Genomic DNA, 25,825 nt, shown 5'->3' on the forward strand with positions numbered 1-25,825 from the left:
CGAGGGAGACCGCCGATGAGCACGATCGAGATCCAGACCCCGGTGCTGCTGCGGGCCGGCGACCGCGGGTACGACGAAGCCCGCACGGTGTGGAACGCGATGATCGATCGCCGCCCGGCCGTGATCGCCCGCTGCGGCAGTACGGCGGAGGTCGCCGCGGCGGTACGGCACGCACGGAGCCGCTCGCTGGAGATCGGCGTCCGGTGCGGCGGGCACAACATCGCCGGACTGGCGGTGCCCGACGGCGGGATGATGATCGACCTGACGCCGATGGGCGGCGTACGGGTCGATCCCGTCCGGCGACTGGCCTGGGTGCAGGGCGGGGCGTTGCTGGGCGAGCTGGATCGGGCCGCGCAGCGGTACGGGTTGGCGACCACGGCCGGGAACGTCTCGCACACCGGCGTCGGCGGGCTCACGCTGGGCGGCGGGATGGGGTGGCTGGCCCGGCAGTACGGGCTGGCCTGCGACAACGTCACGTCGTACGAGGTGGTGACTGCCGACGGTGAAGTCGTGCGGGCCAGTGCGGAGGAGAACGCCGAGCTGTTCTGGGGGTTGCGGGGTGGCGGTGGCAACTTCGGCATCGTGACGGAGTTCGAGTTCCGGTTGCACGAGGTCGGGACGCGGACGCTGGTGGCGGAGTTCGAGTTCACGACGGCGGAGGGGTTCGACGTCCTGGCCGGCTGGCGGGAGCTGAACGCGACGGCGCCGCGCGAGGCGACGTTCACGGCGAACGTGGTCGGGGACGCGGTCCGGGCCGGCTTCGTGTGGGTCGGCGATCCGGCCGACGGCGCGAAGCTGCTGCCTTCGTTCCGCGCACTGGGGACCGTGGTCGCGGAATCGGTCCAGGAGATGCCGTACCTGACCCTGCAGACGCGGGACGACAACGTGCAGGGCCACCGGTACCGGCGGTACTGGAAGGGCCACTACTTCAAGGCCCTGCCCGACGACGCGATCCGGGCGCTGCTGCGCAATCCGGGCGTCGGCGCGAGTCTGCAGGCGTACGGCGGCGCGATCGCCGACGTACCGGACGAGGACGCTGCGTTCAGCCAGCGGGACACGGTGTTCGAGTTCGTCACCGCGACCCGGTGGGACGATCCGGCCGACGACGCCGACCGGATCGCCACCGTGCGCGAGTACGCCGCCTGGCTCGCGCCGTACGCCGGCGGCGCGTATGTGAACACGCTCAACGGCGAGCCGGTCGTGCGCGCGTTCCCGGCGGCGAAGCTGACGCGGCTGCGGGCGCTGAAGACCGCGTGGGATCCGGCGAACGTGTTCCACCTGAACCAGAACATCCTCCCGGCCTGACCGCCGCTCGCCCTTTCCCATTTCGACGGTTAACCCTGCTCCTCGTGGGTTCTACGACTGCCTGCGCGCATAGAACCCACCGCCGGACGGGTTAACCGTCGAAATGGGGGACGGGGATGAGATCGGACGGGTCAGCGGTTGGCGTAGTACTCGGGTTTCATCTGGATCAGCTGGACGTAGTTGCCGTCCGGGTCGGTCAGCGTCGCGAACTTGCCGATGCCGCGGTCCTCGGGCTCGACCAGCCAGTCGACGTCCAGCGTGCGCAGGTGGTCGGCGGCGGCCTCGATGTCGTCGACGTCGAAGTTCACGATGAACCGGCCGGGCTCGGGAGCGGTCGCGGCGACGTCGTCGCGGTGCTCGATCACCAGGCCGAAGCCGCCGAGGTCGAGATTTCCGTGGCCGTCGACGCGGGCGTGGAAGGCGTCGCGGTACCAGGTCTTCAGCCGGTCGGGGTCGGTGCTGCCGAGCAGCATGCTGTTCAGAACGGGCCGGTCCATCGGGTTCTCCTCGGGTCGTGAGTCGGTCACGCCGGGGACGTCGGAGCCGGCCGCCGGGCCTCGACACGGGATCGGCCGGAACACTCGACATGGGATCGGCCGGAACGAAAAGACCCGCCCGCACCCGGCCTTGTGGGCCGTGGTGCGGACGGGTTCGTCGTCGTACTCGTGGTTCGCACTGGGTCGATTCAGTCGTGCTGCGGCAACAGGGAGTGCGCAGTACGGCGGGGTCGGGCTTCAGCGCGGGGCTACGTCCCACATGCGCTCGCCGGGCAGGGGGTCGGGGAGCCGGTCCACGGCGGGCATCGGGTCGTTGGTGACCCGCAGTCCGGCGAAGCGACGGCTCATGGCGTGGGCGTACCGCTCGGCCAACGCCGGCTCGGCGTTGTAGTCGGCGATCACGTGCTCACCGAACCAGACTCGGACGCGTCGGCGCTCTGACGTCTGGGTGGCGGTGGCGGTTGTCACTGGTCCTCCTGAGGCAGATCTGAGGGGTGGTCGGCCTGTGAACGCGGAGCGAGCGCGATGACGGCTAGCCGTGTGTTCACCGTCACGTCAGGTGCAACGCACGACCGGGAGCGGAGGTCACGCCCGGTTTGCGATTTCCGTGCACAAAAGATGGATTTTCTGATCAGTTCGATCGAACAGATGTTCCCTTGTTTTGCTGAATGCCTGGCATTCGCGCGGGAATTGTCGGCGGCCGCTGCGATGCTGCGGCGATGCGATCCGCCGTGCGTTCCGTCCACCAGTTGGTCGCCGCCCTGGAGCCGGCCGACGACCTCGAGGCCGCGGACCGCGACTGGACACTGCGCTGGCTTGCGAGCACCGACGACATCTGGCGCCGGGTGAAGCCCGCGACACCCTCGCCACACCTGGTTTCGTACGCCGTGGTCGTCGACCCGGCCGACGGCAGCGTGCTGCTCGTCGACCACGTGAACGCACGGCGCTGGCTGCCCACCGGTGGTCACGTGGAGGTCGACGAGCATCCCGCCGACGCCGCGACACGGGAGGTCCGGGAGGAACTGGGAATCGATGCCTTGTTCAACGATCCGGAGCCGGTCTTCCTCACTGTCACACAGACCGTGGGGATCGACAGCGGGCACACCGACGTGAGTCTGTGGTTCGTCCTCGGGTGGCGGCGGGACCTGCCGGTGGTGGACGGCTCGGGTGAGTTCGCGCAGCTCCGATGGTGGAGCCGCGAGGAGATCGCCGGCGGCCAGGGCCGCTTCGACCCGCAGTTCGGCCGGTTCCTGCGCAAGCTCGACGGTCGAACAGCTGATCGAATGTCTCGCGGGGCGGAATTCACAGCGTTTCCTCAGGAACGACACGCCGAACTGTCAGCGCCGATCCGTAGGCTGGAAGAGTGACCATCGAAGAGACGGAAACCAGGGCACTGGCCGTGCCTGAGCGGGACGTGCCGTTGACCGGGATCGCGACGGTGCAGACCGAGCAGCTGATCGGTGACGTCGGGGACGCGCTGCGGTTGCTGGACGCGGTCGAGCGGGTTCGGGGCCACGCGCACCCATTGATTTTGGGGCTGCAGGACGCGGTCGGCATGAAGATGCCGGCCGCGCTGGTGCTCAGCGCGATCTCCAACGGCCGGGACTCGGCGGCCGCCGTGGCCGAGCAGGTCGGTACGACGACCGGCGAGGCCGAGCTCGCGATCGCGGAGCTGGCCGGGCTCGGACTGGTGAAGACCGAGCCGGCGCTCGCGGTGACCGGGCTGGGTCAGGCGCGGCTCTCGCAGCTCGACGCGCTGACCGTCCGGGTGCTGGATGTGGTGACGGGGATTCTGGGTCCGACCGACGCGGCGCACCTGGTGCGCCTGCTGCACACGGTGGCCGACGGGCTGGAGACCGCCGCGGTGACGGCCAAGGTCAACCAGGTGGTTCCGCCGGCCCTGAACAACTGACCGATCAGGAGGCCGGGATCGGGTCGTTGTACTTGCCGAGACGGCCCTCGTAGCGCCGGCCGTTGCGGTAGGGCCAGGCGTACGCGATGCAGCCGTGCAGGCCGAGAGTCTGCTGCTGCATCACCGGCGCGGGCTGGCCGGGGCCGGGGCACAGCTCGTGGGCCTCGCCCAGGCGGTGGCCGGTCTCGTGGTTGAGCATGTACTGGCGATACTCGGTGAGTGAGGCGCCGTAGTTCGGGACGCCGTGCACCCAGCGGGCGATGTTCAGCACGACGCGCTCGCCGATCCGGCAGCTGGTGTAGTGGTCGTAGCCACCGCCGCAAATCAGATCCCTGGTCGCGGGAGTGACGAACATGAGCTTGAAGTCGGGATTCTGCCCGGGGCCGACCTGACGGAACCGCCACTTCCCGCCGGCCGTCCAGCCCAGCGGCGCGCCGTACGTCGTGCGGACGAAGCGGGACAGCTCGGCCGGGTTGATGCCCTTGATGCCGTTCTCGAGGTCGATCTCGAAGGTGAGCAGCCGGCCGGCGGTGCCGATCGTCTCCGGGGCGCCGGGGAGGACGGTGTAGGAGACGCTGCCGCGCTGCGGGTAGGTGATCACCGGGTCGGCCGTCGGTGAACCGGGTGTGTTCTCGGCGGCGCCGGGCTTGTTGTCGGCGGGTCCGGGCTCGTTCGCGCCGGCGGTCGCCTGCCGGTTCGGCGTACCGTCGCCGGCGGGATCGCCGGTTGGGTCGCCGTCGCGCGTGGAGGGGTCGCCGAGCGGATCCGAGTCGGCGGCCACGCTGGGCGAGCGATCGGGCAGGTCGTGCCGGTCGAACGGGCTGGCCGGGAGCTGGAACAGCCCGACCACCACAAGCGCCGCGACCGCTCCCAGACCGGCGATCCTCACCTTGCGCATCAGCTGGACTCCTCACCGCGCCCGGGGCGAGCGCGTCCTCACCTGTTCTTGCCTCTTCGGGCAGGTGCCCTTCTCGCCGCCGTCCGTCGCGGGGTGGAGAGCGGGAATCGGAGCGCGCATTGCGGCGTACCGGCGTACGGGTGCAGTGGGTGGAGAACTTCTTCCGGTCGCACCTGGGCGAGGTCCACTGCGCGACACCCGCGGCACCGACCGGTGGTGGTTGGATCAGGTGTGTGACCTCGATCAGTACGCCGGACGGGCGAACCGTGGCCTACAGCCTGTACGGCGAACCTGGCGGCGTGCCGGTCGTCTTTCACAGCGGTTCACCGGGGACGCGGTGGAAGCGGCCGGACGTCGTCCGGGCGACCGAGCAGTGCGGGATCCGGTTGCTGGCGTTCGACCGGCCCGGGTACGGCGAGTCGACGCGGCAGGTGGGCCGGAGTGTTGCCGATGTGGTCGCTGACGTGCGGCTGCTCGCCGAGGCGCTGGGGTGGGACCGGTTCGCTGTCGCGGGTGGCTCGGGCGGTGGACCGCACGCGTTGGCGTGCGCGGCGTTGATGCCGGATCGGGTGACGCGGTGTGCCGTGGTGAGCGGCATCGCTCCCCCGCTGGTCGACGGGCCGGAGCCGAGTGAGGACGAGGACGATCCGCGGCGGAACCGCACGTCGTGGCTCGCCGCCCACCGAGGTGAGGCGGCGTTGCGGCCGGGGGTCGAGGAGACGGCGCGGGAGATCATGGCGCTGATCGCCGCGGGCGGGCCGGAGTTTCCGCCGGATCCGCACTCCCCTGATGGCGGTGCGGCCGGGCCGCCGGCGCGCGACGATGCCGACGCCATGGCGCGGGTGCGGGTGCGGGCGACCTTTGTCGACAGCCATGACGGGTGGGTCGACGACAATCTCGCCTTTGCCCAGGACTGGGGATTCGCACTCGGCGGGATCGAGGTGGCGGTGAGTCTTTGGTACGGCTCGGCGGACGAGCGGGGCCGTCGGCAGGCAGCCCATCTGGCGGCCGCGATGCCGCACGCGAGCAGCCACCAGTCCGCCGGTGGGCACATCCTGAACGACGCGGCGTACCGGCGGGTGCTGGCGTGGGTCAGCGGGTGATCAGCAGGCGCTGAGACGGGTAGAAGCTGTCGACGAAGCCGAGCGAGCGGTAGAGCTGGTCGCCGTCCTGGGTGGCGTGCAGCTCGATCTGTCCGGCGCCGGTCTCGTCGCGAAACCAGTCGAGCAGCGCGACCACACAGGCCCGGGCCAAGCCGCGGCGGCGGAAGCCGTGCTCGGTGCTGACGTTGTAGAGCGTTCCCCGGATCGCCGACAGATCGGTCGGGCTCGGCGGGTGCGGGTTCACGTGGCCGACCGCGTTGGCGACCACGCCGACCGCCGGGTCGTCGACGACAAACGCCGCGAATCGCTCCGGCGCCGCGAGCTGCTCGGTGAGGAAGCGCAGCGCCACCTCGCGCCAGGGTGCGTCCTCGCCGCCGACGTCCATTCCCATCGCCTCGAGCATCAGCCCGCGCAGGTGCACCAGCGCTTCGGCGTCGTCCGGCTTGGCCCGGCGTACCTCGATCTCGGTCACCCGGAAGATTGTGCCGAACTTTCCGGCGCCGGGCGGATTCGAACCAGCGGGAGCTGATCAGGGGCAGCGCCCACCGCCCTGCCGCCGACCACCGAGTGGAGCCATGTCCCCGAGCCCGCCCAGACACCGCCCGTCCGAGGACCGCCCGTCCAGGGATCGCTCGTCCGGGGATCGTGCCTCCCGGGATCGTCGGAGCGGAGCTCGGCGGGCTCGACCGCGTACGAGTCGGCGCCGGCGGTCCGGAGCGGCGCTGGCGATTGCGGTGCTTGGTGTGCTCGTTCCCGGTACGGCGTACCTGGCGGCTGGGCGGAGGCGACTGGGCGCGGTGATCACCGCGGTGAGCGTGCTGCTGGCCGGCGGTGCGGCGTACGTCGTACTGGCGCGTCGGGACGACGTGATCCAGTGGGCGCTCGACCCGGACGTGTTGCTCGGCATGATCGTCGGGCTGGCCGTGGTCGCGCTGGGCCTGGTCGTCGTGCTGGTGACGTCGTACAAGATGCTGCGGCCGTTGGAGACCGGCGTGCTGGCTCGGTTGGGTGGAGCGCTGGTGATCGGGGTGGTGTGCTTCTCGATCGCGTCCGGGTCGGCGCTTGGGGCACAAAATCTGGTGGCTCAGCGCAGCCTGGTGACCAAGGTGTTCGCCGGGGAGAAGTCGAAGAGCGGGACCCGGCCGGCGATCGACCAGAAGGACCCGTGGGCGAAGCTCCCTCGGCTCAACCTGCTGCTGCTCGGCGCGGACGACGGCGAGGGGCGGGACGGCGTGCGGACCGACACGGTGATGGTCGCGAGCATCGACACCCACACCGGCGAGACCGCGCTGATCTCGATGACCCGGAACTTCATGCGGATGCCGTTCCCGAAGGACCATCCGCTGCACGACGAGTTCCCGACCGGCTTCTGGGACTCGTCCAAACCCGGCGAAGAGCAGCCGAACTACTACCTGGACGCGATGTACCGCAACATCCCACCCCGGTACGGCGAACTGCTCGGCGAGACGGACAACCCCGGCGCGGACGTGCTCAAGCTGTCGGTCGGCGAGGCGCTCGGGCTGAAGCTGCACTACTACGTGCAGATCAACCTGGCCGGGTTCGAGCAGATGGTGACCGCGCTCGGCGGGATCACGGTGAACATCAACTACCCGGTCCCGGTCGGGGGCGACGACGACAAGAACATCCCGCCCGGCCGCTGGCTGCAGCCCGGCCCGAACCGGCAGCTCAACGGGTTCGACGCGCTCTGGTTCGCGCGCGGCCGGTACCGCGTGCCCGGCGGGGACCTCGCCCGGCAGGCCCGGCAGCGCTGCACGATCAAGGCGATCGTCGAGCGCGCGACCCCGCAGAACGTGCTGACCCACTACAAGGAAATCGCGGCGGCGGGCGAGCAACTGATCCGCACCGACATCCCGCAGACCCTGCTCGGCGACCTCGCCGGTCTCGGCGGCAAGGTGAAAACCGCGAAGATCCGCAACATCGACCTGGACAAGAAGAAGAACTTCCCCAACGGCCGCAACCCGAACTACGCCGCCATGCGCACGATCGTCGCCAAGGCCCTGGCCGGTACGCCGGCCAAGTCGGGCCAGCCGTCCAAGCCCGCCGCAACGCCGCGACCGTCCAGCCCGGCCAATCCCGTCACCCCCACCACCAAGCCGAGCGCCGACCCGGCCGATCTGGCCGACTCGTGCGCCTACCACCCGAGCTAGGTCAGCCGAACCCGCTGGTCGGCAGCGTCGGGCGCCAGGAACCTCAGCAGCTGAAGACCTTCTGACTCCACGGCCTGTGGATCCGGTACGGGCTCGAAGAGTTCGACGTCGAGCACGGCGGTGCCGTCGACCTGCTCGACCTTCCACATCCCGTGCACGAACCCGTCGACGAGCAGCGTCGAGGCGATGTACGCGCCGACGCAGACGCGCGCCTGCTGCTCCTTCGTCATCACGCGGGACCGGTCGTGGAAGCCGACCATCAGGTTGTCGTACTCCGGCAGGAACCGCACCGGCACCGGGGTCTCCGGATCCGGTCGCGGCGCGTCCGGCAGATCGAACAGCTCAACGCCCGACTCGGTCCGGAAGGTGACCAGGCGCGGCCGCAGCGCGTCGACGACGTCCCCGAGCCGGCTCAGGCCGGACCATGCGTGAATGTCGCGCAACGACGCCGGGCCGAAGGCCGCGAGGTAGATCAGGATCAGCTCGGCGGGGTCCGGAGCTCTTGGCGGTACGCCGAGCCAGTCCTCCGCGAGGGCGAACGGGGTCGCGCCACCCTTGCGGCCCCACAACCCGTCCGGCGGCGGGTGCACGACCGGGGCGAGGTACTGGAAGGTCCAGCCGAGCGCCGTGGCCTGGTGGTCGGGCCAGCGCTCCTGGAGCTTCTTGCCGAGTTCGGGGCGAGTGAGCGTCCTGCCGCGGAGGGCCGCCGTACCGAGGTCGACCAGTTCGTCGAGGTCGACGCCTTCGGTGCGTTTGCCCCAGCCGCTGCGCTGCACCCGGGCGAGGATCGGGCCGAGCACCGGGCGGAAGACCTGGAAGTCGTCGGCAGTGACGAGGTGCTGGGTGTAGCGCATCAGGCAGGAGCGGACGACCTGCTTGCTGTGCAGGAGATCGGCCAACTCGTCGGGATGGAAGTCGGTCAGGCGGGCCCAGAGACCGATGTACGGATCCTTGGCGCTCTGGGCGTTCAGACCGGCCAGGGCGTGGACGGCGTCGACCACCGGGATCCGGTGGCGGTCGAGCAGGAGTTGGCGGGCGAGGGTGGCCCGGTTGAGGGCACGCCGGTCCAGGACCTGTCCGTTCATGGGGACAGCATCGCCGGACCGGCGGGTCAGCGGCGATCGATCGGCGCGTGATCGACGGCCGGCCGGCGGGTGATCGGCCGCTGGCCGGCGGCCGATCGCGGAGATCGGTCAGGCGTAGCGGACGCCGAGGCCGCCGTCGACGGTCCAGTTCGCGCCGGTGACGAACGCGGCCGCGGTGGAGGCGAGGAAGCAGACCACCTCGGCGACGTTCTCCGGCGTACCGATCCGGCCGAGCGGGTGCACCGCCAGGGCGGTGTCGCGAGCGCCGGGGATGGTGTCGAAGAACTCCTCGAGCAGGTCCGTGGCGATGAAGCCGGGGCTGACCGCGTTCACCCGGACGTCGTGCGGGGCGACGTCGAGGGCGAGGCTGCGGGTCATGCCGACCAGGCCCGACTTCGCCGCGGCGTACGGGAACATGCCGGCGGTGGTCAGGTTGCTGTGGATCGAGGCGATGTTCACGATCGCGCCGTGCCGGTGCGCGATCATCGCGGGCAGCACCTGGCGGGCCATCAGCCAGGCGCCCTTCAGGTCGACGTCGAAGACGCTGTCCCACTCCTCGACGGTCATCGCGGTGGCGTCGGCGTACGCGTTCTTGCCGGCGTTGTTGACCAGGACGGTGATCGCGCCGAGCGTGCCGACGAGGTCGTCGACCGACGAACGGACCGAGGCCTCGTTGGTGATGTCGCCGACGACCGCGGCGACCTTCGCGCCGGTGCCGGCGAGCTGCTCGGCGGTCGCGGTGAGCTCGTCGGGCAGGATGTCGAGCAACCCGACCGCGGCGCCCTCCTCGGCGGCCTTCACGGCGATCGCTCGCCCGATCCCGCGCGCCGCTCCGGTCACCAGCACGACCTCGCCGCTCAGACGTCCAGCCACTCCAGCCTCCTTCATCGGTGTAGAGGCAGCCTAAGGCCGATCGGCGGGTGCTCGCAGGTGACGGACGACGTCAGGTCCGGCGGTAGGCGCCGGCGGTCGCGGCCTCGGCGGCCGCCACTGCCCAGCGGTCGGCCTCGGCTCGCGCCAGCGGTCCGCGGCGCAGGAGGAGTTGGTGGTAGAGGGGTGAGGTCGCGGACATCAGTACGAGGTCTGGGTCGGTGTCGGCGGGGAGTTCGCCGCGGTCGATCGCCCGGGTGACGACGACGGCGCTGCGGCGGTAGCGGTCTTCCCAGAAGCGGGTGAGGGCGTCGGCGGCGGCCGCCGAGCGGAACGAGGCGGCGATCACGGCGGTGGTCACCGAGGTCCCCACCGGCGCCTCACCGGCGGAGCCGGTCGGTGCTGGTGCGTCGGCGGCGGCCGGTGCGTCAGCGGCAGTCGGTGCCGGGCCGATCAGCGCCGAGCGGACTTCGCGGTTGAGCGCGATCAGGTCGGTGCGCAGGCTGCCGGTGTCGGCCGGCGTCCAGGTGTCGTCGCGGCCGGCTTCGAGCAGGTCGACGAGCAGGCCGTCGACGGTTTTCCACCGGCGGTAGATCGTCGTGCGGTGCACCCCGGATCGCGCCGCGACGCCGTCGATCGTCAACGCGTCGTACCCGTGCTCGACCAGCTCCGCCTCGACCGCGCTCAGCACCTCCGCGCGCACCCGCGCGGTCCGCCCACCCGGGCGGCGAACAGCCGATCCGGGACTGCCCTCGGACAAGGGGCTTGCATCGGAGGCTGCGGTCATGGTTTCATCTTAACGCAACAGCCGTCGCATTTAGGAGTAGCCAGTGATCCTCTGACCCGCCGATGTTCCGGTGGCCGCATCCGGTCCACCGTGCGAACCGCGCGTCAGGAGGACCCGTATGTCTACCCAGCTGTCCGTGCACCACCTTTCCAAGTCCTACGATCACCGGCTCGTGCTCGACCAGGTCGACTGCGCGTTCCCACCCGGGCGGATCAGTGGGCTCATCGGCGAGAACGGCTCCGGCAAGTCGACGCTGCTCCGGCTGCTCGCCGGCGTCGAACGGCCCGACGACGGATCCGTCACGCTGGTCGCCGACGGCGGCTTCGGCTTTCTGGCCCAGGAGAATCCGCTGCCGCTCGACTTCGACGTCGCCGCGGTCGCGGACCACGCGCTCGCCGACCTCCGGGCACTCGAGGCGCGGCTGCGTGAGCTCGAAGATTCACTTGCTGAGGGCAACCTTTCCGTACTGGCCGAGTACGGCGAGGTGCAGCACGCCTTCGAGGCACGTGAGGGCTACGACGCGGACACCCGCCTGGCGAAGGCGATGCACGGCCTCGGGTTGTCCGACCTCCCGGCCGATCGGCGGCTGGCCGAGCTCTCCGGTGGCGAGCTCGCGCGGTTGCACCTGGCCGCCGTACTGGCTGCTTCGCCGGAGGTGCTGCTGCTCGACGAGCCGACGAACCACCTGGATCTGTCGGCGACCGTGTGGCTGGAGGACCATCTGCGCTCGCGCTCCGGTACGACGGTCGTGGTATCGCACGACCGGGCGTTCGTGGAGCGGGTCGCGTCGACGTTGTTCGAGGTGGACGGCGACACGCACCGGATCACGCGTTACGGCAACGGCTACGCCGGCTACCTCGCCGAGAAGGCGGCCGAGCGGGCACGGGCCGAGCAGACCCGGCAGGTGTGGGAGGACGAGGTCGCCGTGATGAAGGCGACCGTGCGGACGACCGCTGACCGGGTCGCGTACGGGCGGCCGATGAAGGACAACAACAAGGTCGCCTACGACCGGGCGACCGGCCGGGTGAACGAGGCCGAGCGCAGCAAGATCCGCAACGCCAAGGAACGGCTGCGGCGGCTGGAGGCGGATCCGCCGCCGGTACCGGCCAAGCCGTTGCACTTCACGGCGTCGTTGCGCACGGCAAGCGCTGCGTCCGGCGTACTGGTGGAGGCGGTGGAGGTTGCTGTCGAGGGCCGGCTGCGGCCTGTGTCGCTGGAGGTTCCGGCGGGCGGGCGGTTGCTGATCACCGGGGCGAACGGCGCGGGCAAGTCGACGCTGCTCGACGTACTGGCGGGGCGGTTGGTGCCGGATCGCGGTCAGGTCGAGCGGCGAGGTCGGCTCGGATATCTGGCACAGGAGGTGACCGAGGCCCGGCCGGACGAGACCTTACGGACGGCGCTCGCGCGGCATCGCGGGGCAGCCGGCCTGGGGCTGTTTCGGCAGGACCAGTTGCAGACCAGGGTCGGCGCGTTGTCGACCGGGCAACGCCGCCGGCTCGCTCTCGCCCGCCTGCTGACGGCGCAGTACGACGGCATGCTGCTCGACGAGCCGACCAACCACCTGTCGCTGGTGCTGGTGGAGGAACTGGAGGCCGCGCTCGACGACTACCCGGGCGCGCTGGTGGTGGTCACCCACGACCGCCGCTTCATCTCCCGCTGGCGCGGCGAGATCCACACGATCGAGGAGGGCTCTCTTGTCAGTCACTGAATTCCAGGTGGGCGGTCCCGGCGACGGCCCGTACGGCGTGACGCTGCGCGGCGCGGAGGTGTGGACGACGCTGGTCCACGCCGGCGCCGTCGCGCGGCTCGGCGACGGCACGGTCGACCGCGTGGACCTCGGCGCACCCGGCAGCCGCCCGAGCGTGATCACCGCCGGGCCGGACGGCACGCTGTGGTTCACCCGCTCCGGTGACAACACGATCGGCCGGTACGACGGGACAACCGGCTCGGCGATCGAGGTACCGAGCGGTTCGCCGTACGGGGTGTGTGCAGGGCCGGACGGGGCGGTGTGGTTCACGGTGATGGACGCGGACGTGATCGGACGGATCGGCGCGGACGGGACGGTGACCGAGTTCCCGATCGGGACGAGCGGCGGATTCCCGGCGATGATCACCAGCTATCGCGGCGACTTGTGGTTCACGCTCAACGCCGCCAACGCGATCGGGCGGATGACGGTGGACGGCGTGGTGACGACCTACCCGTTGCCCACCGAAGGCGCTGGACCGGTGGGGATCAGCGCTGGGCCGGACGGCGTGTGGTTCGTGGAGATCCTGGCTGGGCAGGTCGGGCGGATCGACTCGGACGGGGTGATCACCGAGGTGCCGTTGCCCGATCGTGGCGCCAAGCCGCACGCGGTGGCCACAACGGCGGACGGCGGGTGCTGGGTGACGTTGTGGGGCGCGGGGTCGCTGGTGCGGCTCGACGCGTCGGGCGAGGTGCGGGAGACCGTTGCCCTCGGCGACGGATCCGAGCCGCACGGGCTGGCGGTCGCGCCGGACGGATCGGTCTGGGCGGCGCTCGAACAAGGTGTCGTTGCCCACGTTCACCCTGACGAGTGAGGTGATTCACCCGCTGGAGGGAGGTGCGAACCGGCGCCGAGGAGCAGTGTGGAGCTGTGACCACACTGGCGCCGGTTCGCACTCGTCCCCGGCTGCGGGACGTGCTTCTGGTCGGTCGTCCGGCGTTCTGGATCGTGTCGGTCGTGCCGTACTACGTGGGGATTCTGCTGGCCACGCACCAGCTGGTGCCGCCGATCGAACTGTGGCCGCGACTGGCGCTCGGCACGGTGGTGATGGGCCCGCTGCTCTGGCTCGCGGTGCTCGCGATCAACGACGCGCACGACCTGCCGGGTGACCTGCTCAATCCGCGCAAGTCCAAGTCGCCGTTGCTCGACGGGCGGGTCACGGTCGCCGAGGCGAAGAAGCTGGCGGCGTACGCCGGAGTCGCGTCGCTGGTGGTCGGCGCGTTCGTCGGGTGGGTGTTCACCGCGGGAGTGCTGTTCGCGCTCGTGCTCGGCTGGGCCTACAGCGCGCCGCCGCTGCGGTTGAAGACTCGCGCGGGCTTCGACGTCGCGTCGAACTCCCTGGCCCTCGGCGCCTTCGGTCCGCTCGCCGGCTGGGCGGCGGTGACCCCGGACCTCGGCGGCTTCCCGTGGGTGATGGCATTGCAGGGCACGCTCGCGGCGATCGGCCTCTACCTGCCGACCACGCTGGCCGACCTGCCCGCCGATCGCGCGGCCGGCTATCAGACGATCGCCGTCCGCCTCGGCGCCGGCACGACGTACCGGATCGGGTACGCCGCCTGGATCGCCGCCGCCACGCTCTCGGTCCTGCTCGCCGCCCTCGACCACGTCATTCCCCGCAGCATGCTGATCCTCGAGGTGGTCATGGTCCCGGTCCTCGTCGTCGCCTACCACCGGCTGATCGGCCCCGGTCAGACGTTCCGCCAGGTCATCGTGCTCGCCAGCCTCTTCCTCCTGCCCTGCGCCACCTTCGCGCTCACCTACACCGGAGTCCTCACCCTCTGAGCTGTTCGCCGGCCTCGTCGGTGATGCGGGCATGGAACGAGCGGCGGGTCAGGGCTGTCTGGAGTTCGGTCAGGAAGGTTTCGAGGGGGACGGGGAGTTCTTTGTCGAGCGTGGTGATGGCGGCGGTGGTGGCTGCCCACTCGGCTTCGATCAAGGGGAGCAGGGAGCGAGTGCGGTCGGTGAGGTGGACGACGCGTTGGCGGGCGTCGGTAGGACCGGGCTCCTGGGTGGCGAAGCCGGCCCTGGTGAGTTGGGCGACGGTCTGGCTGGCGGCGGAGTGGGTGACGCCGACCGCGTCGGCCAGGGCACGCACCGAAAGCGGGCCCTGGGCAACCAACGTGCGCACGATCGGCGAGAAGCGCGGCCGGTAGTCGGCCAGGTCGAGGGCCCGGTAGATCTTCGCGACGTCGCCGTCGAGCTGGTCGAGCAGGTGCCGTAACCGGATGCCGATCGCGCCGTCCATGACTAGACTCTAACAGCACTGTTACATCTAGGGAGGACGGCCGCATGCTCGAGCACGGAATGCTGGAGGTCGGGGACGGCCATCGGATCTACTGGGAAATCCGCGGCAACCCGGACGGCAAGCCCGCGGTGGTCGTGCACGGAGGGCCGGGATCCGGAGCCGGCCCGTCCTGGCAGGAATTCTTCGATCTGACCAAGTACAAGGTCGTCCTGTTCGACCAGCGCAACTGCGGCCGCAGTACGCCGGACGCGGGCGACGACGAGGTCGACCTGAGCACGAACACGACCTGGCACCTGATCGCCGACATGGAACTGCTGCGGCAGCACCTCGGCATCGACCAGTGGCTGCTGCTCGGCGCGTCGTGGGGAGCGACTCTGGGACTCGCGTACGCCGAGCAGCACCCGTCGGCGGTCTCGGAGATCGTGCTGTTCAGCGTCACCAACACGTCCCGGCGCGAGGTCGAGTGGGTGACCCGGGAGATGGGACGGGTGTTCCCGGCCGAGTGGCGGCGCTTTCGCGACGGCGTACCGGAGGCGGAGCGGGACGGGAATCTGGCGCTGGCCTACAGCCGGCTGCTGCACGACCCGGATCCCGCGGTGCGCGATCGCGCGGCGCGGGACTGGTGCGACTGGGAGGACACGCACGTCGCCACCCACGGCGCGGGTATTCAGCCGAGCGAGCGCTACCAGGATCCGCGGTTCCGGTTGCGGTTCGCCCGGCTGGTGACGCACTACTGGGGTCACGCAGCCTGGCTCGAGGAAGGGGCGCTGGTCCGCGACGCGGGCAAGCTCGCGGGCATCCCCGGCGTACTGATCGTCGGCCGGCTCGACTTCAGCAGTCCGGTCGAGACCGCCTGGCTGATGGCGCAGGCCTGGCCGGACGCCGAGCTGAAGATCGTCGAGGACGCCGGCCACGGCGCGGGCAGCACGGACGTCTCCGACCTGGTCAAGGAGGCCATCGCAGGCTACGCCGATCGCCGTTAGTCCAGCGTGCGTTTCTGCGGGTAGATCGTCTCGCCGCGGCTGAGCTGGTCGACGTACCGGGTGATCCACTTCGTGCGGGTCTCCGGGCGTTTGGCCGCGTACAGCCGGTACAGGATGGCGAACCTGTTCTGCTGGGTGAGGATCGCGAACATCGCCTCCGCCCGAGGTGATGCGGCCAGCGCCTCCGCCAGATCCGCGGGAACCTCGCGCATCGTCGCCTCGCCGTACGCCGCGTCCCAGCGGCCGTCGGCCTGCGCGCGCTCGACCTCGGCCAGCCCGGCCGGTCGCATCCGGCCTTCGTCCCGCAGCCGCTGGATGATCCCGACGTTGCGCAGCGACCAGTTGCTGCGCGGCCGCCGCGGCGTGTACCGCTGCTTGAACGTGCGCTCGTCGCGGCTGACGCGTTGACCGTCGATCCAGCCGTGACACAGCGCCTCCTCCAGGGCCTGGTCGTAGGTCAGACTCGTCGGCTCGGTCGTGCCCTTCTTCGCCAGCACCAGCCAGACGCCGTCCGAGGTCTGGTGGTGCCCGGTCAGCCAGTCGTGCCAGGCGGCGACATCGGCAACGATGTGCTCTTCCATCGACGAACTCCTCACGAGGCCGCGGCGGTGTAGCGGGCCGCCAGCTGGGTGGCAGCCGCCTTGAGTTCGTCCGGGCCGACGAACTCCAGGTCGCACTCGAACATGCCGAAGTTCGCCGCCAGGCCGGTCCAGGACCAGCCGGGCAGGATCAGCCGGCAGCTCGTCGGCGTGATCTCCTCGACGACCGCGTCGCGGCCGGCCCAGCGGGCGATGTCGGACGCCTTCGCCTGCAGGATCGCCTCACCCCGGCACGGCCACTCCCCTCGCCCGGAGAAACGCGACGAGATGTACGTCGCGACGTCGGGCGCCGGGAGCTCACGCGGGGTGAAGCGCGGCCCGGTCGGCGTCTTCGGCTGCATCCGGTCGACGCGGAACGTGCGCCAGTCGTTGCGGTCCAGGTCCCAGCCGACCAGGTACCAGCGGCCTCCCCACGTGACCAGGTGATGCGGCTCGACCTTGCGCGGCGGCACCCACTCGTCGTCGGCCCGCGGCGAGGCGTAGTCGAAGCGCAGGACCTCGCGCGCCCGGACCGCCGTACCGATCGCGATCAGGTGCTCCGAGTCGACCTTCGTGCGCTTCGAGTCGGCCCAACGGTCGACGGTTGTGACATGCAGTGCGTCGACGCGCTGCCGCAGCCGGGCCGGCATCACCTGGCGGACGGTTGCGAGCGCACGCAACGCGCCCTCCTCGATCCCGGTCACCGTGGTGGTCGCCGTCTGCAGGGCGACCGCGACGGCGATCGCCTGGTCGTCGTCGAACAGCAACGGCGGCAAGTCGGCGCCGGCGTCCAGGCGGTAGCCGCCGTCCGGCCCCTTGCTCGCCCGGACCGGATAACCGAGGTCGCGCAGCCGGTCGACGTCGCGGCGCACCGTACGCGGGCTCACCTCGAGCCGTTCAGCGAGCAGCGCACCCGGCCAGTCGCGGCGGGCCTGCAGGAGGGACAGCAGCGCGAGGAGTCGTGCGGAGGTCTCGGACATGACTTCAGATTGCCAGAAGTAACGGCCAGAACCTGTCCTCTTCTGCTGGAAATGTCGTCCCCAACAAGCCCCAACGAAGGAGACAGCCGTGATCAGCACCCGAGAGCTCACCAAGGACTTCGTGGTGAGCCGCACCGAGACCGTGCACGCGGTCCGCGGCATCAGCCTGGACGTCGAACCCGGCGAGCTCGTCGCGGTCCTCGGCCCGAACGGCGCCGGCAAAACCACCACGCTGCGGATGCTCACCACCCTGATCGCCCCGACCTCCGGCACCGCGAGGGTCGCCGGGTACGACGTGACCGCCGATCCGGCGCGGGTTCGCCGGCAGATCGGGTACGTCGGCCAGGGCAACGGCGCCGGCCACTCGCACCGCGTCGGCGACGAGATCTACGGCCAGGGCGTCATCTACGGCATGGAGCGGCGCACCGCGAAGCGCCGGGCCGCGGAACTGCTCGAAGGTCTGGAGCTGACGGACCTCGCCGAGCGCAAGGTGTCCGAGCTGTCCGGTGGTCAGCGCCGCCGGCTGGACGTCGCGATGGGCCTGGTGCACGCGCCCGGTCTGCTCTTCCTGGACGAACCCTCGACCGGTCTCGACCCGCAGAACCGGGCCAACCTGTGGGACCACATCCTGCGGATGCGCGAGCAGTACGCGATGACGATCGTGCTCACCACGCACTACCTGGACGAGGCGGACTCGATGGCCGAGCGGGTGGTTGTCGTCGACCACGGTCAGGTGATCGCCGACGACACCGCCGAGGCGCTGAAGACCCGGCTCGCAGGTGACCGGCTCGCGCTGACTGTCGCGCCAGGCAACCAAGCGCGGATCCGTGAGCTGGCCGAGAAGCTGCCGGGGGCCAGGGAGTTCGAGGCATCCGGCGATCAGGTCGGCCTGCGGGTGACCGACGGGCCGGCCGCGCTGCCGATCCTGCTCGGCGCCGCGCAGCAGTACGACGTACCGGTGGCCGCTGCTCAGGTCCACCGCCCGACGCTCGACGACGTGTTCCTCAACCTCACCGGTCGCAGCTTGCGCGACTCCAACGGAAAGGCCGCAGCATGACCACCCTGACTGCTTCCACCGTGAACCTGCCGAGCACCACAGTGCAGGACCGCAACCTCTTCCGTGACATCCGGATCGTGATGGCCCGCGAGCTGAAGCCGGTGCTGCGGGATCCGTTCACGTTGCTGTTCGGGATGATCCAGCCGCTGGTCTTCCTCGGCTTGTTCGGACCGCTGTTGGCCGGCTCGATGGGTGGGTCGCTGGACGGCGGGGTCTGGCAGTGGTTCGTGCCGGCGATCCTCGTGATGACTACCCTGTTCGGTACGTCGGCGACCGGGTCGAACCTGCTCTTCGAGTTCCAGACCGGCGCGCACGAGCGGATGCTGGTGACGCCGTTGAGCCGGTCGTCGCTGCTGGTCGGACGGGCGTTGAAGGAGATGGTGCCGCTGTTCGGGCAGGCGGTGATCGTGATCGCGGTGATGGTGCCGTTCGGGTTCGAGCTGCACCTGGACGGCGCGGTGGTCGGGCTGGCGCTGCTCGCGGCGTTCGGGATCGGGCTGGGCTCGTTCAGCTACGCGCTGGCGATCGCCGTCCGCAAGCAGGACTGGATGTTCTGGGTGGTGCAGCAGACGTTCCTGTTCCCGCTGATGATCCTGTCCGGCATGCTGCTGCCGCTGGAGACCGGGCCGGAGTGGATGCGGGTGGCCTCGAAGTTCAACCCGCTGTCCTACCTGGTCGATGCCGAGCGCACCTTGTTCGCCGGTGACGTGTGGTCGATGCCGGTGCTCTGGGGCTTCGTCGCCGCGATCGTCACCGCCGCGCTCGGTCTCACCGTCGGCATCCGCACGATGCTGCGCTCCGCCGACTGAAACCACTCGCGGCGTCCGAAGAACCGTGCGTTGTAGCGCACGGTTCTTCGGACGTTTGCGAGGTCAGCGGAGGTGCGCGGCGGTGACCCGGTTGAGGTGGATCAGCACGTCGTACGACGCGGCGAGCGCGACCGGCGAGTCCGGGAACGGGTAGGCGGTGCCGATGTCCCTGGTCGGACGCTTCGTCTGCAGCCAGGTCTTCGTCCCGCGCGGCAGCGTCCGCAGGTCGACGAAGTAGTCGCGGTAGACCACCTTGTCCAGCGTGTTCTCGTTGTTGCCGGCCGGGGCGGCGCCGATCGTGAACGTGCGGATCGCACCGTTCGGGTCGTTGGTGTCGCGGGCGTTGAACGAGCCGTGGTCGAAGCTCAGGCCGATCGGCACGTACTTGCGGCCGAGCTGCTCCCGCAGGAACTCGCCTTGGATCTTCGGGTACTGCGCCGGCATCGACGAGGTCAGCGCGATGTGACCGTTGTGGGCGCCCAGCACCGTCTTGGCGCCGGTCTGCCGGGTCCACCACAGCGTGTTCTCGGCCATCACCTGGTCGCGGAACCGCATCGCCGAGGGCAGCACCTTCGGGTCCTGGATGTCGTACGACACGAACTTCGCCACCTGCCAGATCGCACGTGCGTGTTGCACGGCCCAGGCCTGTTCGGTGCTCTTCGGCAGCGACTCGACCAGGGCCAGCGCCTCGCGGGTCGCCACTTCGAGCTTCTGCCGCTCGGCGACCGGCTTCGCGACCAGGCCGGTGAGGAAGTCGGCCGCGTTCGCGTCGGAGCGGATCCCGGCGTACCGGGTGGTGAGCTGCGGGACCAGCGCGGGCCGGACCTTGCCGGCGTACGCCGTGACCAGGTCGAGCGTTGCGGGCGAGACGTAGCCGAGGTCGTCGCCGACGAAGTGCAGCTTGCGGGTGTGGGTCTGGTTGTAGGAGCGCATCCACTCGATCAGGTCGAGGTACTCCTCGGCGTTCCAGAACTCGTACGAGCCCTGGAACTCGTGCTGCATGATCGCCCGCGGATCGCCGACGCCGTGCACGACGTACCGGTCGAGCGCGACGCCGGTGCTCCAGCTCGCCTCCAGCGCGAAGGCGGTGAAGCCGCGCTGCTCGGCCAGGGCGCGGAAGATCCGGTGCTTGAGTGTGAAGAACTCGCTCGAGTTGTGCGTCGCCTCACCGATCCCGACGACCTGCGCGTCGCCGACCATGCGGACCAGCGGACGCAGGTCGTACAACTGGCCGGTCGCCTTGGTCGACAGCAGCGGGTACGCCGCGCGATCGAGCGCCGGGACCGGGTTCTGGGCCGTGTGGTTCTGGGTCGCGGCGACCGCGCTGTGCGCCGGGGCCACCACTGCGGTTGCCGCGGGCAACGCGGCGGTGCCGAGCAGAGCGGCAGCCGTCAGGGCGGCGGCGACACGGCTGTTTCGCTTCATCGGAAGTCCTCCGGAGATGTCGGGAGCTGGTGGTCCCAACCCTTCCGTTTCCCGCCGTCCGGCCCCATCCCGTCCGTGCCCGGATCGGAGGTGGAGCCAGCTCTACCCCTGGAGCCGGTCCAGGGTGGTGCTCCAGGCCGGCTCCGGCGTCGTGACCGCGCTAGCGGGCGCGCAAGTTCTGCAGGAGTTTCAGCTCGCAGTGATCTCGAGGACGGCCGGCACGGCGAGGTCCCAGACGGCGCGCGGCAGCTCGTGACCGGCGCCGGGAAGCAGGACGAGGCGGGCGCCGGGGATCTCACGGGCGAGGGCCTCGCCGTGGGCCGGCGGGAACATCGGGTCCTCGGTGCCGTGCAGGACCAGGACCGGCATCGCGAGTTCGCCGAGGCGGGGACGCGCCGGCGGGGTGTCGTCGTCGGGCAGCACCCAGTGGTTGGTGGCGGCGGACTCGACGTTGGTGGTGCGGGAGATCACCGTCCGGAGCAGCTCGCGGCGGGCAGGTTCGTCGTACGGGAGGGTGCCGGCGTAGAGCTTCTCGTCGGCGATCAGGGCGTCGATCGCGGCCTCGGTGTCGGTCCAGTCGGTGGGCGGCCGCTCGCTGGTGAAGCTGGCACGAATGCGGTCGGCGGGCGGCGGCAGGTCGTCACCGAGCGGGCTCGTGGAGACGAGCGTCAGGCTGCGGACCCGATCGGGGTGGTCGAGACCGAGCTGCAGGGCGATCCCGCCGCCCATCGAGATGCCGACCAGGTGCACCCGGTCGATGCCGAGCGCGTCCAGGATGCCGACCGGGTCACGGACCAGATCGATCCCGTCGTACGCCGGTTTGCCGGGCGGGTAGCTGACCGAGCGGCCGGTGTCGCGGTGGTCGTAACGGATCACGAACCGCGGCCCGGCCGCGAGCAGCTCGCAGAACGGGGTCTCCCAGTAGTCCATCGACGCGGACGCGCCGTGGATCAGCAGCACCGGCGGATCGGCCGGGTCGCCGAAGGTCTCGACGCAGAGCTCGACCCCGTTCACCCGCAGGAGTTGCTCGGTCATCCCCACTCCTCTACTCGGCGCCGATCAGCGCGACGGCGAACGCGACGACGCCGAGCGCACCGGCGACGCCTCGTACGTTGTTCGCAGGGTTCCACCTGGCCAGGTACGTCGTCCAGTCGGTGGTGCCGGCGGCGAGCCCGTCGTTCAGCGGGATGTTGATCGCGAAGCTGAGCACGATCACGCCGATCAGGTAGAGCGCGGACCCGGCCACGATCCACCACTTGCCGGGCGTGTCCTGGACCAAGGCCAGCACCGGCAGGGCCAGGCAGATCAGGGCGGTGCCGCAGAAGACCAGCAGGAACAGCGGGTTCTGGATCCGGACGTTGATCAGGTTCATCGCGGCGGCGCCCTGACCGGCCGGCAGCCGCTGCAAGGAGCTCATCACCGCGGTACCGAAGGCGAAGAACAGGCCGCCCATCAGGGCGCTGCCGAGCAGCGCCCCGACGGTCAGGATCTTGGTCATGCCGACCACACCCCGGTCCGCGCGGTCTCACGAGCCCAGTCGGTGAAGTCGCGCGGTGCGCGGCCGAGCAGCTCGCGGACGGCGTCGTCGGACACGTACTCCGACCGGTGGTGCCGGATCACCGCGAACAGGTCGCGCACCGACTCGGCGTCCTCGCGGTCGAGGCCGATGCCGACCAGTTCCTCGACGTGCTGCTCCGGCGCCAGGTCGACGTACCGGATGGCGCGGCCGGTCGCGGTGGACAGCTCGGACGCGACCTCGTCCATCGTCAACGTGCGCGGACCGGACAGCGAGTACGTCCGACCGGCGTGCGACTCGTCCAGCAGCACGGTCGCCATCACGTCGCCCACGTCGTTGGTGTCGATCCACGCCTCGGCGCCGCTCCCGGCCGACACTCGCAGCTCCCCCGCCAGCACGTGTTCGCACAGGAAGTCCTCGCTGAACCCCTGCATGAACCACGCGGGCCGGACGATCGTCCAGTCGGCCCCGCTGTCCCGTACGGCGTTCTCCAGCTCAACGCTGCTCTCGTACACCGCGAACTCGCGCTCCGGGCTGCCGACGCCGCGGCCGGACAGCAGCACCACCCGGCGCAGGCCTTCGGTCGCCGCCTGCTTCACGAAGCGTCCGGCCTGGGCCAGCCCGGTCGGCCCAACCGGTGGCGCCAGGTACGCCGTGTCGATGCCGGCCGCGGTGCCGGACCACGTGCTTTCGTCGTACCAGTCGAAGCGCTGCTCGCTGGACCGTGAGGCCAGCCGGACCGGTACGTCGCGCTGCGCGAGTCGCTCGGCCACGCGGCGGCCGGTCTTGCCCATACCACTCAGGATCAGAATCGGTTTTGTTGTCATGGCTCTAGTTCAGCGGCTGGTGGTGAGACAAACCATGGTTGTCCGGCGCATTTCGATGTCTGAGAGTCTCAGGTAGGGTGCCTGGCATGGATGTTCTCGACGATCTGCTGGCCGGTACCCGGGCGCGCGGAGGGGTGTTCAACCTGACCGTGCTCGATCCTCCGTGGGGCTTGCACATCGTCGACGAGGCACCGCTCGCGCTGGCCACGCTCGTGCGCGGCTCAGCCTGGATCCTGCGCGACGGGTCGGAGCCGGTCCGGCTGAACGAGCGGGACGTCGCGGTGCTGCGCGGTCCCGAGCCGTACGTCGTCGCGGACACTCCGCAGACCGAGCCGCAACTGCGGATCCACCCCGGCGGGGTCTGCGAACCGTTGCCTGGGGCACCGATCGACTACAGCGCCCGGCTCGGGGTCCGGACCCACGGCGGCCGGCCGGACGGTGAGGCGATGGTTGTCAGCGGCACCTATCAGCTGGAGGGCGACGTCAGCAGGCGGCTGCTGACCGCGCTGCCGCCGGTGCTGGTCGTCCCGGCCGAGGACGTCACCGGTCCGGTGATGGAGATGGTGCTCGGCGAGATCCAGCGCGACGAGCCCGGTCAGCAGAGCGTGCTGGATCGCTGGCTGGATCTCGCGTTGATCACCACGCTGCGGGCGTGGTTCGCCCGGCCGGAGTCCCACGCTCCGGGTTGGTACCAGGCACAGGCCGATCCGGTCGTCGGTCTCGCGCTGCGGCTGATGCACGAGGATCCCGCCCACGCGTGGTCGGTGGTCGAGCTCGCCAACCGCACCGGTGTTTCCCGCGCCAGCCTGGCCCGCCGCTTCACCGCGCTGGTCGGCGAAGCCCCGATGGCCTACCTGACCGGCTGGCGGATCACGCTCGCCGCCGACCTGCTGCGCGAGACCAACCACACCGTCGAGTCGATCGCCCGCCGCGTCGGGTACGCGAACGCGTTCGCGCTCTCGGTCGCCTTCAAACGCCTCCGCGGCACCAACCCGACTGCCCACCGCCGGGCCACGACCGCCGCCTGATCGACCCGCCCGCGGTCATGCCGTCGTGGTGTCGATGAACGTCAGCGCCTGGGGCCAGGCGAGCTGGAACGCCTCCGCGTTGGCGGGCTTGTCGTGCCGGTCGCGGTTGGTGAAGCCGTGGTCGGCGCCGGGGTGGAAGAGCGCGACCGTGGCGCCGGACGGGCGAGAGTGCAGCGCGGTCTGCAGGGCCTCGAAGTCGGCGCCGGACACCATGTGGTCGGCGCTGGGGTAGCTGACCAGGACCGGAGCTGTGATCGCGGCGGCGTCGGCGATCGCGTCGTGGGTCTGGTGGGGGCGGAGCTGGGACGGGACTGTGGGGTGGAAGGCGGTGACGCAGGCCAGGCGGTGGTCGCGGGCGCCGAGCAGGAGGGCGAAGCGGCCGCCCATGCACCAGCCGACGACACCGGCCTTCGAGCAGCCGAGGTCGCCGAGCAGGTGGTCCAGGAGCTGGGTCTGCTCGGCGAGAGCGGCGTCGTCGTCCAACTCGGCGAGCAGATCGGACAGTTCGTCGACGGTGGAGTTGTCGGTACTGCGGCCGTGGAACGCGTCCCAGGTCAGCGCGGTCACGCCGCGGCCGGCGAGCTCGTCGGCCCAGTCGCGGATCTGCGCGCCGATGCCGGTGATCATCGGCAGCAGGAGCATGCCGGGGCCGTTGCCACGGCCGGTTGCGAGGTAGGCGGTTTGGCTTCCGACGGAGACGTATTCACCCATGTGCGCAAGCTACCGTGCGCTGGGTCAACGGCGGTCGGCTGCGAGCATGCGGAGCCCGGCGGCGTTCACCATGACCAGGATGATCGCCGCGAACAGGACCAGGGCGAGCTCGGCGGGCAGCAAGGCGATCCCCAGGCCGATCGCGAGGACCGGGAGCGCGAGGCCGGCGTACGCGACGAGGAAGAGGGCCGCGAGGACCTCACCCCGCGAGTCCGCGTCGGCGAGGCCGGCCGCGGTGGCGACCGCGGCGCGGAAGACCAGGCCGACGCCCGCACCGGCGATCACCCCGCCGAGGACGAACAGCGCCAGGCTCGGCGTCAGTCCGCCGGCCGCGAACCCGGCCAGTCCGGCCGACATGAACGCCAGGCCGAGCTGTAGTTGCCGCGTCCGGGTGAGCCGGACGAAAACGACCTGGCTGGCCGCACCCGCGCTGAAGACCGCGAACGTGACCACTCCAGCCAGCAGTCGGGACGTGTGGTGCAGCGTGCCCGCCAGGAACGTCGGTGCCAGCGAGGTGAACAGTCCGAAGATCGCGAACGCCGCGAAGGCACCGACCGCGGCCGCGAAGAACTGCGGCTTCGCGGCCGCCGGCAACGCGACTCGCTGCGGCCGGTACGCCGGCCGGGTCTCCCGCCGCTCGACGGTCTCCGGCACGAGGGCGATGCCGAACGCGCTGATCACGAGCAGCACCAGGAACACCTCGTACGGGCGGTCGAGCGGCTGACCGACGTACTGGGCCAGCAGGCCGCCGACCAAGGGCCCGATCGCCAGACCGCCGAGGTTCACCACGGTGGAGATCAGCGCGGACCGGCTCGGGTCCTCCTCCGGCCGGGCGATCTTGCGCAGCTCGGACAGGTGGGCCGTCGCGGTCGCGGTGAGGATGCCGACCCCAACGCCGGTCACGAAGCGCGCGAGCAGCAGCCCGGGCACGTCGCGCCAGAACAGGAAGATCAGCGCCGCCACCACCTCGGCCAGTACGGCGACCAGCGCGACGCGACGCCGGCCGAGCCAGTCGCTGACGTGGCCGGCGAGGTAGAGGCTTGCCATCACGCCGACCGCGTACGCGGCGAAGATCACCGTGATCAGGAAGGTCGGGAAGCCGTCGCGCTGCTGGTAGAGCGCGTAGAGCGGCGTCGGCACGGTGGAGAACGCCATCGTGATGAGGAAGGCGGCGGCGATCGCCCAGAAACCCGGGCCGTGGGCGAATCGGACCCGCGTCCCGACGGTGTCGACCGCCCGCGGTCCGGTCAGAGTTGTCATGTCTTCAGGTTCACACCGCGCATCTATCGAATCAAAC

At 70.5% G+C, this 25,825-nt stretch carries 28 protein-coding genes; 12 read left to right on the plus strand and 16 right to left on the minus strand.

Annotation, left to right across the window (positions count from 1 at the left end):
- Positions 1–15 precede the first annotated feature (15 nt).
- The gene (locus tag ACQPXM_RS40430; RefSeq protein ID WP_432943278.1) at positions 16–1,305 is read left to right on the plus strand and encodes an FAD-binding oxidoreductase; all 1,290 of its coding nucleotides are present in this window, start codon (positions 16–18) and stop codon (positions 1,303–1,305) included.
- A gap of 131 nt (positions 1,306–1,436) precedes the next feature.
- Here ACQPXM_RS40430 and ACQPXM_RS40435 read toward each other — a convergent pair whose 3' ends face one another.
- On the minus strand, positions 1,437–1,802 hold the full coding sequence (locus tag ACQPXM_RS40435) for a VOC family protein (protein ID WP_432943279.1): 366 nt from the start codon (positions 1,800–1,802) through the stop codon (positions 1,437–1,439).
- A 237-nt stretch (positions 1,803–2,039) separates the two neighbouring features.
- The gene (locus tag ACQPXM_RS40440; RefSeq protein WP_012924486.1) at positions 2,040–2,270 is read right to left on the minus strand and encodes a hypothetical protein; all 231 of its coding nucleotides are present in this window, start codon (positions 2,268–2,270) and stop codon (positions 2,040–2,042) included.
- Between the two features lie 251 nt (positions 2,271–2,521).
- Here ACQPXM_RS40440 and ACQPXM_RS40445 point away from each other — a divergent pair, with 251 nt between their 5' ends.
- Together ACQPXM_RS40445 and ACQPXM_RS40450 are read left to right on the plus strand one after the other, a co-directional pair.
- Positions 2,522–3,169, plus strand: a complete 648-nt coding sequence (locus ACQPXM_RS40445) for an NUDIX hydrolase (RefSeq protein WP_432943280.1) — start codon at positions 2,522–2,524, stop codon at positions 3,167–3,169.
- Complete coding sequence (locus tag ACQPXM_RS40450; protein ID WP_432943281.1) at positions 3,166–3,714, plus strand: MarR family transcriptional regulator; 549 nt, start codon at positions 3,166–3,168, stop codon at positions 3,712–3,714. The genes ACQPXM_RS40445 and ACQPXM_RS40450 overlap by 4 nt, the downstream gene beginning before the upstream one ends.
- A gap of 4 nt (positions 3,715–3,718) precedes the next feature.
- On the opposite strand, the gene ACQPXM_RS40455 is transcribed toward ACQPXM_RS40450, so the two are convergent.
- The gene (locus ACQPXM_RS40455; protein WP_432943282.1) at positions 3,719–4,612 is read right to left on the minus strand and encodes a DUF3152 domain-containing protein; all 894 of its coding nucleotides are present in this window, start codon (positions 4,610–4,612) and stop codon (positions 3,719–3,721) included.
- Positions 4,613–4,761: 149 nt separating this feature from the next.
- Here ACQPXM_RS40455 and ACQPXM_RS40460 point away from each other — a divergent pair, with 149 nt between their 5' ends.
- Complete coding sequence (locus ACQPXM_RS40460) at positions 4,762–5,715, plus strand: alpha/beta fold hydrolase (protein ID WP_432943283.1); 954 nt, start codon at positions 4,762–4,764, stop codon at positions 5,713–5,715.
- On the opposite strand, the gene ACQPXM_RS40465 is transcribed toward ACQPXM_RS40460, so the two are convergent.
- Positions 5,705–6,187 carry a GNAT family N-acetyltransferase gene (locus tag ACQPXM_RS40465; protein WP_432943284.1) on the minus strand — a complete coding sequence of 161 codons (483 nt, stop codon included), beginning with the start codon at positions 6,185–6,187 and terminating at the stop codon, positions 5,705–5,707. The genes ACQPXM_RS40460 and ACQPXM_RS40465 overlap by 11 nt on opposite strands.
- A gap of 271 nt (positions 6,188–6,458) precedes the next feature.
- Here ACQPXM_RS40465 and ACQPXM_RS40470 point away from each other — a divergent pair, with 271 nt between their 5' ends.
- The gene (locus ACQPXM_RS40470) at positions 6,459–7,883 is read left to right on the plus strand and encodes an LCP family protein (RefSeq protein WP_432943285.1); all 1,425 of its coding nucleotides are present in this window, start codon (positions 6,459–6,461) and stop codon (positions 7,881–7,883) included.
- Here the strand turns inward: ACQPXM_RS40470 and ACQPXM_RS40475 are convergent.
- The 3 genes from ACQPXM_RS40475 to ACQPXM_RS40485 form a co-directional block, all read right to left on the minus strand.
- Positions 7,880–8,968: a winged helix DNA-binding domain-containing protein gene (locus ACQPXM_RS40475; protein WP_432943286.1), complete on the minus strand. Its 1,089-nt coding sequence runs from the start codon at positions 8,966–8,968 to the stop codon at positions 7,880–7,882. The two genes, ACQPXM_RS40470 and ACQPXM_RS40475, sit on opposite strands and share 4 nt — an antisense overlap.
- 108 nt (positions 8,969–9,076) lie before the next feature.
- Positions 9,077–9,841 carry an SDR family NAD(P)-dependent oxidoreductase gene (locus ACQPXM_RS40480; RefSeq protein ID WP_432943287.1) on the minus strand — a complete coding sequence of 255 codons (765 nt, stop codon included), beginning with the start codon at positions 9,839–9,841 and terminating at the stop codon, positions 9,077–9,079.
- Between the two features lie 70 nt (positions 9,842–9,911).
- Complete coding sequence (locus ACQPXM_RS40485; protein ID WP_432943288.1) at positions 9,912–10,625, minus strand: TetR/AcrR family transcriptional regulator; 714 nt, start codon at positions 10,623–10,625, stop codon at positions 9,912–9,914.
- Positions 10,626–10,743: 118 nt separating this feature from the next.
- Here ACQPXM_RS40485 and ACQPXM_RS40490 point away from each other — a divergent pair, with 118 nt between their 5' ends.
- From ACQPXM_RS40490 to ACQPXM_RS40500, 3 genes are read left to right on the plus strand one after another with little or no spacing between them, the layout of a single operon-like run.
- Positions 10,744–12,333, plus strand: a complete 1,590-nt coding sequence (locus ACQPXM_RS40490; RefSeq protein ID WP_432943289.1) for an ABC-F family ATP-binding cassette domain-containing protein — start codon at positions 10,744–10,746, stop codon at positions 12,331–12,333.
- Positions 12,320–13,183 (plus strand): Vgb family protein, encoded by an 864-nt coding sequence (locus tag ACQPXM_RS40495; protein WP_432943290.1) that lies wholly within the window; start codon positions 12,320–12,322, stop codon positions 13,181–13,183. Before ACQPXM_RS40490 ends, ACQPXM_RS40495 begins: the two co-directional genes overlap by 14 nt.
- Positions 13,184–13,239: 56 nt before the next feature.
- Entirely contained in the window at positions 13,240–14,151 is a 912-nt protein-coding gene (locus ACQPXM_RS40500; protein WP_432943291.1) for a UbiA prenyltransferase family protein, read from the plus strand.
- Here ACQPXM_RS40500 and ACQPXM_RS40505 read toward each other — a convergent pair.
- On the minus strand, positions 14,141–14,614 hold the full coding sequence (locus ACQPXM_RS40505) for a MarR family winged helix-turn-helix transcriptional regulator (protein WP_432943292.1): 474 nt from the start codon (positions 14,612–14,614) through the stop codon (positions 14,141–14,143). The two genes, ACQPXM_RS40500 and ACQPXM_RS40505, sit on opposite strands and share 11 nt — an antisense overlap.
- A 44-nt stretch (positions 14,615–14,658) precedes the next feature.
- Between ACQPXM_RS40505 and pip the strand changes: the two genes are divergently transcribed.
- On the plus strand, positions 14,659–15,597 hold the full coding sequence (gene pip, locus ACQPXM_RS40510; protein ID WP_432943293.1) for a prolyl aminopeptidase: 939 nt from the start codon (positions 14,659–14,661) through the stop codon (positions 15,595–15,597).
- Here the strand turns inward: pip and ACQPXM_RS40515 are convergent.
- On the minus strand, positions 15,594–16,178 hold the full coding sequence (locus ACQPXM_RS40515) for a YdeI/OmpD-associated family protein (protein ID WP_432943294.1): 585 nt from the start codon (positions 16,176–16,178) through the stop codon (positions 15,594–15,596). The genes pip and ACQPXM_RS40515 overlap by 4 nt on opposite strands.
- 11 nt (positions 16,179–16,189) lie before the next feature.
- On the minus strand, positions 16,190–17,155 hold the full coding sequence (locus ACQPXM_RS40520; RefSeq protein WP_432943295.1) for a helix-turn-helix transcriptional regulator: 966 nt from the start codon (positions 17,153–17,155) through the stop codon (positions 16,190–16,192).
- Positions 17,156–17,243: 88 nt separating this feature from the next.
- Between ACQPXM_RS40520 and ACQPXM_RS40525 the strand changes: the two genes are divergently transcribed.
- Together ACQPXM_RS40525 and ACQPXM_RS40530 are read left to right on the plus strand one after the other, a co-directional pair.
- Positions 17,244–18,212 carry an ATP-binding cassette domain-containing protein gene (locus tag ACQPXM_RS40525; protein WP_432943296.1) on the plus strand — a complete coding sequence of 323 codons (969 nt, stop codon included), beginning with the start codon at positions 17,244–17,246 and terminating at the stop codon, positions 18,210–18,212.
- A complete protein-coding gene (locus ACQPXM_RS40530; protein ID WP_432943297.1) occupies positions 18,209–19,021 on the plus strand; it encodes an ABC transporter permease in 813 nt (270 codons plus the stop codon). The genes ACQPXM_RS40525 and ACQPXM_RS40530 overlap by 4 nt, the downstream gene beginning before the upstream one ends.
- A gap of 63 nt (positions 19,022–19,084) precedes the next feature.
- On the opposite strand, the gene ACQPXM_RS40535 is transcribed toward ACQPXM_RS40530, so the two are convergent.
- The 4 genes from ACQPXM_RS40535 to ACQPXM_RS40550 form a co-directional block, all read right to left on the minus strand.
- Positions 19,085–20,446, minus strand: a complete 1,362-nt coding sequence (locus tag ACQPXM_RS40535; RefSeq protein WP_432943298.1) for an erythromycin esterase family protein — start codon at positions 20,444–20,446, stop codon at positions 19,085–19,087.
- A 189-nt stretch (positions 20,447–20,635) separates the two neighbouring features.
- On the minus strand, positions 20,636–21,481 hold the full coding sequence (locus ACQPXM_RS40540) for an alpha/beta fold hydrolase (RefSeq protein WP_432943299.1): 846 nt from the start codon (positions 21,479–21,481) through the stop codon (positions 20,636–20,638).
- Positions 21,482–21,491: 10 nt separating this feature from the next.
- Positions 21,492–21,944, minus strand: a complete 453-nt coding sequence (locus ACQPXM_RS40545) for a DUF1772 domain-containing protein (RefSeq protein ID WP_432943300.1) — start codon at positions 21,942–21,944, stop codon at positions 21,492–21,494.
- Positions 21,941–22,789 (minus strand): NAD(P)H-binding protein, encoded by an 849-nt coding sequence (locus ACQPXM_RS40550; protein ID WP_432943301.1) that lies wholly within the window; start codon positions 22,787–22,789, stop codon positions 21,941–21,943. Before ACQPXM_RS40550 ends, ACQPXM_RS40545 begins: the two co-directional genes overlap by 4 nt.
- A gap of 86 nt (positions 22,790–22,875) precedes the next feature.
- Here ACQPXM_RS40550 and ACQPXM_RS40555 point away from each other — a divergent pair, with 86 nt between their 5' ends.
- Positions 22,876–23,817 (plus strand): AraC family transcriptional regulator, encoded by a 942-nt coding sequence (locus ACQPXM_RS40555; RefSeq protein ID WP_077018431.1) that lies wholly within the window; start codon positions 22,876–22,878, stop codon positions 23,815–23,817.
- A 15-nt stretch (positions 23,818–23,832) separates the two neighbouring features.
- Here ACQPXM_RS40555 and ACQPXM_RS40560 read toward each other — a convergent pair whose 3' ends face one another.
- Both ACQPXM_RS40560 and ACQPXM_RS40565 read right to left on the minus strand, forming a co-directional pair.
- Positions 23,833–24,528, minus strand: coding sequence for a dienelactone hydrolase family protein (locus tag ACQPXM_RS40560; RefSeq protein WP_432943302.1), 696 nt, complete (start codon positions 24,526–24,528; stop codon positions 23,833–23,835).
- Positions 24,529–24,552: 24 nt separating this feature from the next.
- Positions 24,553–25,788 (minus strand): MFS transporter, encoded by a 1,236-nt coding sequence (locus tag ACQPXM_RS40565; protein WP_432943303.1) that lies wholly within the window; start codon positions 25,786–25,788, stop codon positions 24,553–24,555.
- Positions 25,789–25,825 lie beyond the last annotated feature (37 nt).

The sequence above is a fragment of the Kribbella sp. CA-253562 genome (assembly GCF_050942265.1).
Lineage (GTDB): Bacteria > Actinomycetota > Actinomycetes > Propionibacteriales > Kribbellaceae > Kribbella.

Excerpts from the sequence above, each read along its gene's own strand:
- ACQPXM_RS40430 (WP_432943278.1), top strand. The coding sequence starts at position 16 with ATGAGCACGATCGAGATCCAGACCCCGGTGCTGCTGCGGGCCGGCGAC.
- ACQPXM_RS40435 (WP_432943279.1), bottom strand. The coding sequence starts at position 1,802 with ATGGACCGGCCCGTTCTGAACAGCATGCTGCTCGGCAGCACCGACCCC.
- ACQPXM_RS40445 (WP_432943280.1), top strand. The coding sequence starts at position 2,522 with ATGCGATCCGCCGTGCGTTCCGTCCACCAGTTGGTCGCCGCCCTGGAG.
- ACQPXM_RS40455 (WP_432943282.1), bottom strand. The coding sequence starts at position 4,612 with ATGCGCAAGGTGAGGATCGCCGGTCTGGGAGCGGTCGCGGCGCTTGTG.
- ACQPXM_RS40475 (WP_432943286.1), bottom strand. The coding sequence starts at position 8,968 with ATGAACGGACAGGTCCTGGACCGGCGTGCCCTCAACCGGGCCACCCTC.
- ACQPXM_RS40485 (WP_432943288.1), bottom strand. The coding sequence starts at position 10,625 with ATGACCGCAGCCTCCGATGCAAGCCCCTTGTCCGAGGGCAGTCCCGGA.
- ACQPXM_RS40490 (WP_432943289.1), top strand. The coding sequence starts at position 10,744 with ATGTCTACCCAGCTGTCCGTGCACCACCTTTCCAAGTCCTACGATCAC.
- ACQPXM_RS40505 (WP_432943292.1), bottom strand. The coding sequence starts at position 14,614 with ATGGACGGCGCGATCGGCATCCGGTTACGGCACCTGCTCGACCAGCTC.
- pip (WP_432943293.1), top strand. The coding sequence starts at position 14,659 with ATGCTCGAGCACGGAATGCTGGAGGTCGGGGACGGCCATCGGATCTAC.
- ACQPXM_RS40515 (WP_432943294.1), bottom strand. The coding sequence starts at position 16,178 with ATGGAAGAGCACATCGTTGCCGATGTCGCCGCCTGGCACGACTGGCTG.
- ACQPXM_RS40520 (WP_432943295.1), bottom strand. The coding sequence starts at position 17,155 with ATGTCCGAGACCTCCGCACGACTCCTCGCGCTGCTGTCCCTCCTGCAG.
- ACQPXM_RS40530 (WP_432943297.1), top strand. The coding sequence starts at position 18,209 with ATGACCACCCTGACTGCTTCCACCGTGAACCTGCCGAGCACCACAGTG.
- ACQPXM_RS40535 (WP_432943298.1), bottom strand. The coding sequence starts at position 20,446 with ATGAAGCGAAACAGCCGTGTCGCCGCCGCCCTGACGGCTGCCGCTCTG.
- ACQPXM_RS40540 (WP_432943299.1), bottom strand. The coding sequence starts at position 21,481 with ATGACCGAGCAACTCCTGCGGGTGAACGGGGTCGAGCTCTGCGTCGAG.
- ACQPXM_RS40545 (WP_432943300.1), bottom strand. The coding sequence starts at position 21,944 with ATGACCAAGATCCTGACCGTCGGGGCGCTGCTCGGCAGCGCCCTGATG.
- ACQPXM_RS40550 (WP_432943301.1), bottom strand. The coding sequence starts at position 22,789 with ATGACAACAAAACCGATTCTGATCCTGAGTGGTATGGGCAAGACCGGC.
- ACQPXM_RS40555 (WP_077018431.1), top strand. The coding sequence starts at position 22,876 with ATGGATGTTCTCGACGATCTGCTGGCCGGTACCCGGGCGCGCGGAGGG.
- ACQPXM_RS40560 (WP_432943302.1), bottom strand. The coding sequence starts at position 24,528 with ATGGGTGAATACGTCTCCGTCGGAAGCCAAACCGCCTACCTCGCAACC.
- ACQPXM_RS40565 (WP_432943303.1), bottom strand. The coding sequence starts at position 25,788 with ATGACAACTCTGACCGGACCGCGGGCGGTCGACACCGTCGGGACGCGG.